Raw genomic sequence first — 13,580 nt, 5'->3', positions numbered from 1 at the left:
TTTATTTTTTCTTTTGTTTGAAAATCCATTCCATAAAGTCCGGATAATTGAAGGCTGGATTCCAGCTGCCATGATTGCATCCCGGGAATTCTATATATTCCACTGATGCGCCTGTGGCTTTCAAAGCTTTATATGCTTCTCTTGATCCTTCTACCGTTACAACATTGTCTGTATCTCCATGAAAAATTCTGAAACTTACATTTTTTGCGGCAGACAATCTTTTAGGATTTATCGTACCGCAGATAGGAACTGCAGCAGCGAAAATATCAGGAAAACGGACTACCATGTCAAATGTTCCCATGGCACCCATAGACAGTCCTATTATGTAGATTCTTGATTTATCGATGGCTGGGTTTGTTAAGTAACTATCCAACATTTCTTTTACCGTCTGAAATGTAATAGGCATTTCCTCGTTTTGTGGCATTTGTTCAGGTATAAAAGTGCTGGGACGAGCACTATATGCCCAATAAGCGTTCTCAGGACACTGGGGGAATAAGACAAATGCCGGATATTTTTCACGATTTACAGGATTTAAAAACATCTGTCCACCGTGAGTCAACTGCTTTTGGTTGTCGCTGCCTCTTTCTCCGGCACCGTGTAAAAATAATACCAATGGATATTTTTTATCTTTTATTTGATTTTCAGGTGTCAGCAAACGATAGTTAAGACTGTCACCACTTTGAGACACAAAAACTTTTCTTTCGTATAAATCCTGTGCTAAAATGATATTGGATATTAACAATAAAAATAGGAAGCTTAATTTTCTCATGATTCTCAGATATTGTCAGTTTATAATCAGGTTAATCTATTCATAAGTCACAAAGGTAGGCAATAGCAGTTATATTCGAAAAATATTAAAACTGTTTTATTACTCCAATTTATGAAAACATCTAGGAATTTTCTATAAATATATCTTATATATATGTAAATACAACTTGTATCTTTATAAATATAACTTGTATTTATAAAAACACAAGTTGTGTTTATAGAATACTTAAAGACATTTATCTTTTTTTGCTCTGATATTTGCTGATTATTTTAAGGTCAGATTGAATAAATTTCTTATTTTTGTAAATGTATATACTATTAGGGCGGAACAATGAGTGACCATTATTCTATGAATTTCATTTCTTTATCTTTGGAATGGATTTTAAAGTAAACTTTCTCAATTTTATAAACTAAAAATACTCCAGTACAACTGTTAGTGATGTACTGGAGTATTTTATTTCTGTATGTTTAAATGTTGTATCATTTCCTTTGCACTATGCGTGCTCCGGCCGGAACGCTTTCTGTAACCCAGATGTTTCCTCCGATGGTTGCCCCCTTTCCTATCGTGATACGTCCCAGAATTGTAGCGTTTGAATAAACAACAACATCGTCTTCAAGTATAGGATGTCTTGGTATTCCTTTGATAGGATTTCCGTTTTCGTCCATTGGGAAACTCTTCGCGCCGAGGGTAACACCTTGATACAGTTTCACATTGTTGCCTATTATACATGTCGCTCCTATTACCACGCCCGTTCCGTGATCTATTGTGAAGTGATGCCCTATCGTAGCTCCCGGATGTATGTCTATTCCCGTTTCCGAGTGTGCCATTTCGGTAATTATTCTTGGAATGAGAGGAACGTTCAGAGTATATAGCTCGTGTGCTATTCTGTAGTTTGTGATAGCTCTTATAATCGGATAACAGCAGATTATTTCACCGAAACATGTAGCTGCAGGGTCGCCATAATATGCAGCCTCTACATCGGTTGCAAGTATACTTCTAATCTCTGGCAGACGTCTTATCAGTTCCGAAGCCAGACGTGCGGCAGTATCGCGACACGGTTCGTCTTTGGTTTCCATGCCGTTGTTCTCTACTCCGAAGCACAATCCTGCCTGAATCTGTTCCGTAAGCAGCTCGAACAGTCTTTCCAGATTTACTCCTATGTGATAGTTTATGTTCTGGCTGTTGATATTCGATTTTCCGAAATACCCAGGAAATAATATTGCTCTAGACAGATCTATAATCTCCTCAAGTGCTTTTCCAGATGGCAAAGGCTCACCGTCCTTATGCTGATGGAAAAGTCCGCGGTAAGAGTTGTTGTCCGACAGTTTGTCCACAGTATCTGTTAGTATGTGAGAATAATCAAATAAGGTCATATTGCTTTGGTTTTTATGATATTATTGGCAAATGTAAAGTATATTTTCTTATTTTGGTAATAAAATGAATATTTTTTGACTTGATACTGGTTTTGACATGAAATAAAAATGCAGTAAATTTGTGTCGAACATAATACTATATCTCTTATGCCGATAAAAAAGAACAATAATCCGTTTGCTTTCAAGGCCAAACAAGGAGTGAAGAAAAAAAGCAGTGGCAAACGTATTGGAAAGTCCAAGCCAGAAAAGGCCAACAATCAGTTGAACAGACGCGTTAAATAAAAAAATGATACGATACATGCAACAGTCGCGGCATGATCGTATCATAACTATGATATGGTAATTATTAGAAGTGTCCCTAAAAGAATTTCAATCAATTACTTCTTTATGCTTTTTATTACGGTTGAGGCTATTTTTGATGAACTCTTACGGCTAGCCTTGCTCAATTTGTCTGCCTTTTCGAGGTTCATGCAAGTGAAATAGTTATTTCCCTTTGTGATTTCTTTCTGGTTTTTGTCATACAGCGAGTAACTTACAAAGTGGAAAAGTGTTCTTAGAGGCTTTTCCTGCCATTTCAAATAATGCTGATTCAAGAACAGTACATAGTCGGCGTTTGAGGCATCAATAAGTCGATGATATTCATTATTGTCGATACTGCTGAGGTCGATATATCTTTCTTCCTCCTCCCCTTTCAGCTGAATGTCGTCTATGATTTCGTTTATCTCGGATGAAACAACCGGGGAAACAAACGTATAATCCTTGTCTTTGTTTGACTGGATAATGTTGTTTGTGATAATCTTGTTATAAGTGTAGCTGATGCTGTCGGTTGGTATCCCTGTTTCTTCTGTAATCATACTTTGTGGAAAGTAGTTTGAGTTTACGTTATCCAGACCGATGACAAGTACCTTCTTTGTAGAAACATTGCTGTTTTCGTTTACATAGTCTTCTGCATTTGCAGATAGTGAGAGTCCCAATACAGATAATCCAAAAATAATACCTTTGAAAATTGTTGTTTTCATCTCTTTCATGTTTTAATTTCACGATACAAAAATAGGGATGCAATATTACACCCCTATTTCCTAAGTGTTATGTTTTTGTTTAATTCTTGTTACTTGCAAGTCCGGCAGCCTCTACAGGATGGTCTGTAGTGATATAATCAACATTCAGCTTGAGCATGTTTTTGATATCTTCCGTATTGTTTACTGTCCATACGTTTACTTTCATACCCAGCTCGTGTGCTTCTTTTACCCATTCAGGCTTTTTTTCGAATACTTTGTAATGATAGTCTATACCATTTATTCCCTTTTCCTTAAGCTCTTTAGGCGAGATATCCCCCTTCAGATATGCTATCTCGGATTCTGGAGTTAGTTGTGCTAGGGTCTCACAAATGTATTTGCTGAATGAAATGTATTCCACTTGTTTTTCCATTCCTGCTTCCTTTACCATTTTAACGGCTTTCTCTGAAATTTCCTTTTCCTGTTCTTTTGTCTTGTGAGGCTTGATTTCCAGTATCATCTGTATATCCTTTAATTTCTTTCCTTCTGCAAGATATTCTTTCAGTGTCGGGATTTTTTCTCCGTTCTTCAGCTTTATTCCGTTAAGTTTGCTGTAAGGAACTTCGGCAATTGTTATTCCGTTTACGTTGTCATCGTGGTTCACTACAATCACTCCGTCGCCTGTGAGCTGAACATCAAATTCCGAGCCGTAAACTTTGGCTTCTGCAGCTTTCTTCAGTCCGGTAATTGAGTTTTGGGCAGAATTCTCTGTTTTCCAGTATCCGCGATGAGCTATTATCTGTGTCTGTGCCTGTGCAGTGTAAGTCATGAATGCCAGTGTGCATCCCAAAAGAATGTTTTTAAGTTCCATAATATTTATTGTTTAATATATCAGTTTTTATTAGAAAGCATATCTCAAACCAATCTGGAACTGATATGGAGTACCGTTAAGGCTTGATACGCCTGTATTAGCATTTACGTTGTAAATATATTCTTTTTTATCCTGATCAAAACCTTTTATGCTATATATTTTCTGTGCTCCAAGGTTATGTCCCGCTCCCCAGTTCTTGTTCAGGAGGTTTGCTACGTTGAAGATATCAACTGACAGTTCGAGATTCTGCTGTTTGTAAATCTTGAATTTTTTGGCAAGTCTTAAATCAAGTGTGCCATAGAAACCGTTTACACCGCCATTACGTTCTGCCACTTTGCCGAAGCTTTTTCTGATATAGTCTTTTGTACTTTCTTCCACATCAGGGTTGTTCAGGATATCGTTGATGCCGTTACGCAGATATTCAGGAGTCTTAGGATCGTTCGGGTCGTAGATATAAGCCAGGTCGTTAGAGTCAACGAAGTCACCGTTTACATTACCGTCTACTATAAGTGAATAGCGTGTACCTCCAATACCAGAGAAGCGTGCGCCTACGCTGATACCCCAGAATGTAGGAGCCGAACCGTAAACTACCACTTTGTGGCGGAACTGGTTGTTTGAGTAAGACATCTTGCTCAAGTCGCGAGGATCGTCAACAACCATCTGTGACCGAGTTGCTGAGTTGGCTACGTTACCGTTGTATGAAGTATTATCTTTAGTATCATTCCAAGTATAGCTGAATGAAAGTTCTCCGTCCTTGAAATATCTCCATGTACCGTCAATTACGAATGCGAATTGATTAACCTTACCTTCGCTTACCATTTCAAGGACGCGGCCCACTTCAGTGGTCTTTCTACCCTGCTTCCAGTTTGCTACACCTTTGGCGTCGATAGTATTTGCAGGTACATATACTCCGCGGTTTCCTTCAGCTTCAATGCGGAAATAAGGATCGTCCACCATGTTTCTGTCAATATACATATAGTTGTTGCGTCCTAAAGTCATATATCCGGCTACGCTCATTTTCAATCGGTCGTTGAAGAAGTGTGTGTAAGAAAGGTTGGCTTTGTAGATTACCGGAACCCTGCAGTCTGCCCCATTCATGTTGATTGTAGAAGTCTTCTCTACGTTAGGATTCTCGAACAGCTCTTTTCCCGGTGCTGTGGAAGGATCTTCACGATATGAAGGGAAATTCGGTCTTATCAGATTCAGCATCTCATTATAGTTTGAACTGTTTTTGTCAAGAGTGATGTCTATTGATGCTGTCTTTGTACCGTCGAACACCATATTGTTAATCATTGCATAGTTGTTGATATCCGAAGCGAATATACCTGCACCTGCACGTATGATGTCTTTGTGTTTGTCGTTTATATCCCATGTAATCTGCAAACGAGGCTGTACCTGGAATGTTGACATTCCGTTGTCTGTGCGAAGTCCTAGTTCATCGTAAACAGTCTGATTGAAAGCTCCATGATTGAAGTAAGTGGCATTGTCCAGACGCAATCCTGCAACCAGCTCAAATCCTTTGAACAGTTTAGTCTGCAACTGAGCGTATGCGCCGGCATTAAGGATATTCTGTTTTACACGTTCATCGTCTGTCAGGTAAACCTCACGTACATAGCGGTATGGTTCAAGATTGTCGAAAGCATCAAGTCCGTTGAAATAGAAACGTCCGTTAGCCTCACTACCGTATCTTGAGTTCATGTATGTGTACATCATGTCGATACCGTATGTGTAGTTTATTTTGTTTGTACTGTAATAGAAGTTATCTACAAGTTGAAGAACGTGGTTGTAGAAGTTTTCAGGGCTGTAACGTTGTCCTCCAAGCTGTATGCTTGTAACTGCAGTCTTACCGTCAATCTGTGATTCTACATTGCTTACAATAGCACGTGGAATGTTTTCCGATGGAAGCTCTTTTCCCGGCATAGACTCTTCCAGAGTATATAAGTGTTGTATTTTCAGTTCGTTAGTACCCTTAGGACCTACTACAGAACGCAATGTGGCCATGGCACTATTGTTTAACGAATGAACGTCTCCGTATGATTCATAAATGTTGATTGCGGTATTGTCGCCAAGTCCCATGTTGTTCATGTCGTTCACAAAGTTGTCTGTGAAAGTCAACAGGTTTGTGGCGTTTATCTGCCAGTCGATACGTGCAAATACGGCGTCAGTACTCTGTTTCTTGTCAAAAGCTCCGAATTGTGGATTTTGTGAAACTCCATATTTGTCGCGTGCAATCTGTAAGTATCTGTCGCGAGTCTCGGTACTTAGATTATAACGCTTTTCGTCTGCAGCGCTTTGAATATCAGCGATGTATAGTGGACGAGAGTCTGCCTGATGATCCCAAGCGATGAAGAAATGTGCCCTATCCTTTACAATGGCACCGCTTAACGATGCACCAAACTGATAAGTTGAGAAGTCATTATCTCTTTTGTTTCCACGTATATCATAAGGGCTTGACAGCCAGTTTGCGCGTGCAAATGTAAATGCACTACCTTTGAAAGTGTTTGTTCCCGACTTTGTTACAGTACTTACTGTACCACCTCCGGCACGTCCGTTAGTTACGTCATATTGGTTTGTTACTACCTTGAATTCGCGGATAGCTTCCATTGAAATAGCGTAAGGAACACCGTTACGGCTTGTTGTACTACCACCCGAAGTAGGATTCTTTGCTGTCATACCGTCAATAGTATAGTTGGTTGACGAAGCAAGCTGTCCTGAAAGGCTCGAACCTGTACTGAGAGGAGAAAGATCGACAAGTGAAGTAAAGTTACGTCCGTTGACCGGAAGTTTTGCCAAGTCTCTTTCTGTTACAGAAGTAGCCGAACCAGTAGTGGAGATTGTGTTTTTTAGAGAGTTTGCCACAACCTCAACAGTTTCAAGAGTAACGCTTTCTTCTTTCATCTGGAAGTCTATGCGGACTACATCTCCCTGATTAAGCGTATATCCTGTCCTTTTTTGGTCGCCGTAGCCGACGTATGAGACAGTGATGCTGTAAGGACCGCCTAGAGGCAGCTGTTTGATGGTGTATTCACCGTTTTCGTTAGTGATTGATCCGGTACTGAAACCTGTTGACTCATTTTTAATTTGTACTGCAGCACCTATTACTCCCATTTTTGTTTCATCGGTGACAATACCTGAAATAATAGCTTTGTTGTCTTGTGCCAACAATAGTCCTGTGCAATTGAACAGAACCATAAAGATCAAAATAGTTTGATAAAGTTTTGTTTTCATTTCTTTGGTTGTTAAACAATGTTTTCTGGGTGCAAAAGTATCTTTGGTGTATTACATTGTCGAAACGCTGGTGTAAAGATTATGTATATTTCCCTTTTCAAAATTGTTACAATTTTAGATATAATAATATCATATTAATTGTCTGCGATGTATTATTTTTGTGGAAAACTTTAAAGATATGAGAAAAACATTGTTAGCAGCACTCATGCTGATGCAGATGGGCGCATGGGCAAAAGTTGATTTGCCGGAGATTTTGAGTGATAATATGGTATTGCAGCAACAAACCGAAGTTAAACTTTGGGGAACAGCTAAGGCAAATGCTGAAGTAAGTATAAGTCCGTCATGGACAAACAATGTTTATACCGTGAAAACGGATAATGATGGAAAGTGGATAGCAGAGATACAGACACCATCGGCAAGCTATACACCATATACCATTACTCTTTCGGATGGAGAGGTCACAACATTGAATAATATATTGATAGGAGAGGTGTGGTTCTGTTCGGGACAGTCTAATATGGAAATGCCTCTGGCTGGTTTTTGGAATTGTCCAATAGAAGGAGCAAACGAGACTATAGCTACAGCCTCACAATGGAAGGGGATACGTGTTGCTACGGTTGAAAAAAATGGTCAGTTAGAGCCTGTGGATAGATATAAGGGAAGCTGGAAAGTAAGTAATCCGGCAAATGCGGGTGCTTTCAGTGCTACAGCATTCAATTTCGCAATGATGATGAACCGCGTGCTGGATATTCCTGTGGGAATAATTAACTGTAGTTGGGGTGGAAGTACCGTCGAGGGTTGGCTTCCACGTGACATAGTAGCACAATATAAGGATATTGACCTGAAAAAAGATATCCGTAAGGAAGATGGACATGACTGGTGGCATTACATGAGCCCTACACTGATGTATAACGGTATGCTCAAGCCACTTCAGAACTATACCATAAAAGGTTTTCTTTGGTATCAAGGAGAATCCAACGTAGGAAAGCACAAGACATATCCTGAACGTCTGAAAACAATGGTTGAACTATGGAGAAAGGAATGGGGACTTGGTGAACTTCCATTCTATTATGTTGAGATTGCTCCTTTTGGTTCGCGTGAGACTAACGGCAGTGCATTGCTTCGCGAGGCACAGTTCAAGGCACAGTCAATAATCTCAAACAGTGGAATGATTTCTACTAACGACCTTGTGGAAGAATACGAAAAAGACAATATACATCCAAAGAACAAAACAGATGTGGGTAAACGTCTGGCGTATATGGCATTGAGCCGTACATACGGATTCAAGGGTATGGAAGATATGGGACCTGTGTATAAATCTATGGAGATAAAAGACGGTGCTGCAATTCTTTCGTTTGATTATGCAAAAGATGGTTTCAACCGTTTGAAAGGTATGGAAGGATTTGAAATTGCTGGAGAAGATAAAGTATTTTATCCTGCAGAGGCAGAGGTGTATAACAATCTTCAGATAAAGGTTAAATCGGACAAGGTTAAGAATCCGGTTGCAGTTCGTTACTGTTTCCGTGATTTCAAGCCGGGTAATGTGGCAAATCTTCGTGAGCTTCCTATGTATCCGTTCCGTACTGACAATTGGGAATAATATAGTCCTTTAATATAAATTAAATGCTGTTTAAACGGTATTTTAGAGGTTTGTAAATACTGTTTAAGCAGCGTTCTTTATTATTATTACTTTCGTCCGAAATCGGCAGGAATTTCGCCCCACAAGTCTGTTTGCCATTTCAGGATAGGAGTGGAGTAGGAGTTGTTCTTCAGCCAGTTCTCAGCCCTTTCTATATACTTGAACAGTTCCTCTGTTTTGGCATTTCTCACGAGGTTGGTCTTGCATTTCTTTTGTTTCACCCACAGCTGAGCGTTTCTGCTGTCCGAATATATAGGCATGTCCAGTCCTTTCTGTTTGAGCAATGCCAGTCCGTGTACTATGGCAAGGAATTCACCTATGTTATTAGTCCCATACACAGGTCCGAAGTGGAATATTTGTTTTCCAGTTCTCAGATATACACCGCGATATTCCATCATTCCCGGATTTCCACTGCATGCGGCATCTACTGCTATACATTCGAAGTTGAAATTCTCCGGAAGATTTGTTTCCTGTTTTTTTGCTGTGTTTTCTGCACTTTTTCTGCCGGGAGGATTCATGAACTCATGTGCAGGTGAAGCAAAGGCGTGCTCTGCTTCCTCCATTGTATTGAAGGACTTGTAGAGCGCGCCTTTGAAACCTTTTATCTGAAGTTGGCAGTCAGTCCATGAGTCATATACACCAGGATTGACACCTTTCCAGACTGTATAATATTTCTTTCCTGCCATTATTACATTCTTTCAGGTACCTCGATACCAAGAAGACCCATAGCCAGTTTCACAATTTTTCCTACGTTTTTGCTCAGTGCAAGACGGAATATCTTGACAGCTTCGTTTTCTTCGCGCAGGATGCTGAAATCGTGATAGAACTGGTTGTATTCTTTAACCAAATCGTAAGCATAATTGGCAATTATAGAAGGGTTGTAGTCGCTTCCTGCCTGTGCCACAACGTTTCTGAAGTCGGCCAGCATCTGTATCAGACCTTCTTCCTTAGTACTAAGTTCTATACCTGTGGCAAGTGTTTCTGGAATGCTGATACCTGCTTCTGCAGCCTTTCTTAAGATAGACTGGATACGTGCGTAAGTGTATTGTATGAATGGTCCTGTATTACCGTTGAAATCGATAGATTCCTTAGGATTGAAAGTCATGTTCTTTCTTGCATCAACCTTAAGGATGAAGTATTTCAATGCTCCAAGTCCTACTATACGTGCTATATCGTCAGCTTCTTCCTTAGTCAGACCATCAAGTTTTCCAAGTTCAGCGCTTGTTTCTTTGGCAGTCTCAATCATTGCTTCCATCAGGTCGTCGGCATCGACTACAGTACCTTCGCGGCTTTTCATCTTGCCTTCTGGGAGTTCTACCATACCGTATGAGAAGTGTACAAGGTCTTTTCCCCATTCGAAACCAAGCTTGTCGAGCAGGATAGAAAGTACCTGGAAATGGTAATTCTGTTCGTTACCGACAACGTAGATCATTTTGTTGATAGGGTAGTCTTGGAAACGGAGTTTCGCAGTACCGATGTCCTGAGTCATATATACGGAAGTACCGTCGCCACGGAGAAGAAGCTTATGGTCAAGTCCTTCGGCAGTAAGGTCTGCCCATACAGAACCGTCTTCCTTACGGAAGAAGAAACCTTTTTCAAGTCCTTCCATAACCTTTTCCTTACCTTCCAGATAAGTCTCTGATTCGTAGTATATCTTATCGAAGCTTACGCCCATCATCTTATAAGTTTCGTCGAAACCGGCGTAAACCCAGTCGTTCATCATTTTCCACAGACCGCGTACTTCTGGGTCGTTTGCTTCCCATTTACGTAACATTTCGCGTGCTTCAAGCATAAGTGGAGATTCAGCCTCAGCCTTAGCCTTAGCTTCTTCTTCGTTCATGCCTTCAGTTATGAATTTAGCTGTAAGTTCCTTCACCTCAGCTTTATAGTGTTTGTCGAAGGCTACATAGTAATCACCAATCAGGTGGTCACCCTTCTTACCTGATGATTCAGGAGTTTCACCATTGCCGTATTTCAGCCATGCCAGCATAGACTTGCAGATATGGATACCGCGGTCGTTCACGATGTTGGTCTTTACCACCTTGTTACCATTAGCAGCCATAACGTTAGCCAGTGCATTACCAAGCAGGTTGTTACGTACGTGTCCCAGATGAAGAGGCTTGTTTGTGTTGGGCGATGAATATTCAATCATTACCAGTGGCGCATTTTCTGTAGCTTCCTTAATACCCCATTTTTCGTCCTTGTTGATAGTATTAAGCAGTTCTATCCATACGTCCGATGCTATTGTAAGGTTAAGGAATCCTTTGATTACATTGAATTCTGCTATTGCAGGTTCGTTCTGTTTCAGATATTCACCAATTTCCTGTGCAGTCTGTTCAGGACCTTTTTTTGACATCTTCAGGAAAGGAAATACAACCAAGGTTAAATGACCTTCGAACTCTTTCTTAGTCTTCTGCAACTGTACCATTTTTTCAGGCACATCCTGTCCGTACAGTTGCTTGATACCTTGCAGTATCGCAGCTGTCAGCTTGTCTTCTATTTTCATTTATTCTAATTTTTATTGTTTATCCGGATAATAATGCTGCAAATGTACTAATAAAAAGTGATAATCAGAAACATGTGTGGAATATAATGGTTAGTAAGTAGCCCTAAATGTGCTGTATGGTTGTTTATTCTTCAACTATTTCTCAATGTTACTTTTTCTCCATTTCATTGGTGAAATTCCGGTAATGAATTTGAAGATCTTACTGAAATGTGCCTGGTCTGTATAACCAGTCATTACTGCTATTTGTCCCATAGTTATTCCTGGATTGTCGATAATTATTTGTTTGGCATCGACAATTCTCATCTGGTGTATCCATGTGTTGAAGTTGTAGTTATAAGTATCGTTAATGTAATTAGATATGTATGTACGGTTTATTCCCAGTTCTTTACCCAGTTTTTCGACTCCAATATCGTTTTTCAGATATTCTTTCTTTTTTATCCATTCATCCACAAGAAGTCTGATTTTTTCGCTGTCTTTGGCTTTTCTTATGTTCTTCATATCACTCATATCTCATTGATTTTCTGCTGTAAATAGATTATATATAGCCTTGTTATTTTATTTCAAAGTTACTCCTTGTTTTACGCTTTTACAAATGTGCTTTTTGTAAATTGTTACTATTAGGTACGATTCATGTGCTATGTGGTAAAAAATCGTACTTAAGTGGTAAATATTTTTTGTATGTATTGATTTATGAGATCGACTGATTGGGAATTAGGTAATAAAAAAACTCTCACCGGAAAATATTAGTGGTGAGAGTTTTATATAATTATGGGGTAATATTACAGAAAAAGTATAGCAGATTGATTATTCGTAAATAAGAGTTGATAGCTGTTCTTCACTGAAAATTTCGTTGGCTATCTCAAGAAGTTCATTCGATGTGATGCTTTCTATTCTCTTGTAGACCTCTTCTTTTTCCTCGTAGCGGTTGTAATGCAGGAAGCATTTTCCCATGTCGAGAGCACAGTTCTCAAAATTATCGGATGCCACCCCCAGCTGGCCTATAATCTGCTTCTTGGCAGCCGATAGCTGGCTATCTTTCATAAGATTGTCCCTCAATTTCTTAAGCTCCTTCCTAGTCAGTTCTATACAGCGGTCTCTGTCTTCCTGATCGCAGCCGAAGTATATACTGAATACTCCGGTGTCGGTATATGATGTGAGGTTTGATTCTACGTTATATACGAGAGCGTTTTTCTCTCTGAGGGCTACATTCAGACGGCTGTTCATTCCCGGACCGCCAAGTATATTGTTAAGCAGATAGAGGCCTGTACGCCGGTTGTTATGTGCGTCGTAGGCTCTTGTTCCTATCATGACGTGCGACTGGTGGGTATCTCTGTGCAGGGTGAGGTTTCGTGGAACGTAAGCCAGAGGAGAGGTGCGTTCGCCTACAGGCGATGTATGTGTCGTAATGTTGCGGGTAAGTTTTTCGATGGTGTCTGTAACTTTCCTGAATGGGATATTTCCCAAAACGAAAAATACCATGTTCCCGGTTTTGTATCTGCTTCCTGTGAAACGCAGTGCGTCTTCAGTACCGAAGCCTCTGAGCAGTTCCGGTTTTCCAAGTATATTTCTTCCCAGTGCATGGTCGGGGAATATCAGTTCCTCAAAATCGTCGAATATAAGTTCGGCAGGGCTATCCTCGTAACTCTGTATTTCGTCTATTATGACTTCCACTTCTTTCTCTATCTGATTTTCTGGAAATGTACTGTGAAATACAATGTCCGTCAATAGCTCAGCGGCACGCATGAAATGTTGTTTCAGAAAGGCACTATATACAACGGTTTCTTCCTTATTGGTATAGGCATTGAGGTCGCCGCCTACGTTTTCCATACGGTTAAGTATGTGCCATGCACGGCGGTGTGTGGTGCCCTTAAAAAGGAGATGTTCCACAAAATGGGCTATTCCCTGTTCGTTGTCTTTTTCGTCGCGTGTACCTGCGTTTATGGCATATCCGCAGTAGACCACGTCGGTAGGGCTGGGGCAATGTATTATCCTCAGTCCGTTTTCAAGTGTATATGTAGATATTGTATTCATTTTTAAGTTTTTGGCAGCGCAAATTTAAGAAAGGTTTTTGTTAAGTAACTATTCAAAATTAATTTTATACATATGAGTAATTCACAAATAAGTTCGTACCTACAGATGCCAGTGCCCTGTTTGTACAATAGAAAAGCGAGTCCTTAGTATTGTAATCAGCAGGTCTTA

Annotated in this window: 11 protein-coding genes; 2 read left to right on the top strand and 9 right to left on the bottom strand. The window is 40.0% G+C overall.

The genetic code is table 11. The annotated features are described in order from the left end of the window. Position 1 precedes the first annotated feature (1 nt). Positions 2-769: a carboxylesterase family protein gene (locus I6E24_RS07055; protein ID WP_235327393.1), complete on the bottom strand. Its 768-nt coding sequence runs from the start codon at positions 767-769 to the stop codon at positions 2-4. A gap of 479 nt (positions 770-1,248) precedes the next feature. Next, the gene (locus I6E24_RS07050) at positions 1,249-2,142 is read right to left on the bottom strand and encodes a serine O-acetyltransferase (protein ID WP_235327391.1); all 894 of its coding nucleotides are present in this window, start codon (positions 2,140-2,142) and stop codon (positions 1,249-1,251) included. A 147-nt stretch (positions 2,143-2,289) separates the two neighbouring features. On the opposite strand from I6E24_RS07050, the gene I6E24_RS17205 reads away from it, so the two are divergent. Beyond that, positions 2,290-2,424: a hypothetical protein gene (locus I6E24_RS17205; RefSeq protein ID WP_262911637.1), complete on the top strand. Its 135-nt coding sequence runs from the start codon at positions 2,290-2,292 to the stop codon at positions 2,422-2,424. Positions 2,425-2,519: 95 nt separating this feature from the next. Here the strand turns inward: I6E24_RS17205 and I6E24_RS07045 are convergent, their stop codons facing one another. From I6E24_RS07045 to I6E24_RS07035, 3 genes are all read right to left on the bottom strand, one after another. Continuing rightward, positions 2,520-3,161 carry a hypothetical protein gene (locus tag I6E24_RS07045; protein ID WP_235327389.1) on the bottom strand — a complete coding sequence of 214 codons (642 nt, stop codon included), beginning with the start codon at positions 3,159-3,161 and terminating at the stop codon, positions 2,520-2,522. 79 nt (positions 3,162-3,240) lie between these two features. Then, complete coding sequence (locus I6E24_RS07040; RefSeq protein WP_235327387.1) at positions 3,241-4,008, bottom strand: glycerophosphodiester phosphodiesterase; 768 nt, start codon at positions 4,006-4,008, stop codon at positions 3,241-3,243. 30 nt (positions 4,009-4,038) lie between these two features. Next, positions 4,039-7,200 carry a TonB-dependent receptor gene (locus I6E24_RS07035; RefSeq protein ID WP_394800374.1) on the bottom strand — a complete coding sequence of 1,054 codons (3,162 nt, stop codon included), beginning with the start codon at positions 7,198-7,200 and terminating at the stop codon, positions 4,039-4,041. Positions 7,201-7,414: 214 nt separating this feature from the next. Here I6E24_RS07035 and I6E24_RS07030 point away from each other — a divergent pair, with 214 nt between their 5' ends. Continuing rightward, positions 7,415-8,836 carry a sialate O-acetylesterase gene (locus I6E24_RS07030; RefSeq protein ID WP_235327383.1) on the top strand — a complete coding sequence of 474 codons (1,422 nt, stop codon included), beginning with the start codon at positions 7,415-7,417 and terminating at the stop codon, positions 8,834-8,836. Between the two features lie 86 nt (positions 8,837-8,922). Here I6E24_RS07030 and I6E24_RS07025 read toward each other — a convergent pair whose 3' ends face one another. The 4 genes from I6E24_RS07025 to I6E24_RS07010 form a co-directional block, all read right to left on the bottom strand. Continuing rightward, positions 8,923-9,561 (bottom strand): ribonuclease H1 domain-containing protein, encoded by a 639-nt coding sequence (locus I6E24_RS07025; RefSeq protein WP_235327382.1) that lies wholly within the window; start codon positions 9,559-9,561, stop codon positions 8,923-8,925. A gap of 2 nt (positions 9,562-9,563) precedes the next feature. Further along, positions 9,564-11,381 carry an arginine--tRNA ligase gene (gene argS, locus I6E24_RS07020; protein WP_235327380.1) on the bottom strand — a complete coding sequence of 606 codons (1,818 nt, stop codon included), beginning with the start codon at positions 11,379-11,381 and terminating at the stop codon, positions 9,564-9,566. A gap of 135 nt (positions 11,382-11,516) precedes the next feature. Then, positions 11,517-11,879: a helix-turn-helix domain-containing protein gene (locus I6E24_RS07015; RefSeq protein WP_235327378.1), complete on the bottom strand. Its 363-nt coding sequence runs from the start codon at positions 11,877-11,879 to the stop codon at positions 11,517-11,519. A 306-nt stretch (positions 11,880-12,185) separates the two neighbouring features. Next, the gene (locus tag I6E24_RS07010) at positions 12,186-13,412 is read right to left on the bottom strand and encodes a M16 family metallopeptidase (protein WP_235327376.1); all 1,227 of its coding nucleotides are present in this window, start codon (positions 13,410-13,412) and stop codon (positions 12,186-12,188) included. Between the last annotated feature and the right edge of the window lie 168 nt (positions 13,413-13,580).

The organism is Bacteroides caecigallinarum, from assembly GCF_021530995.1.
Classification (GTDB): Bacteria; Bacteroidota; Bacteroidia; order Bacteroidales; family Bacteroidaceae; genus Phocaeicola; species Phocaeicola faecigallinarum.
This window is presented reverse-complemented; position numbering and strand designations above follow the sequence as displayed.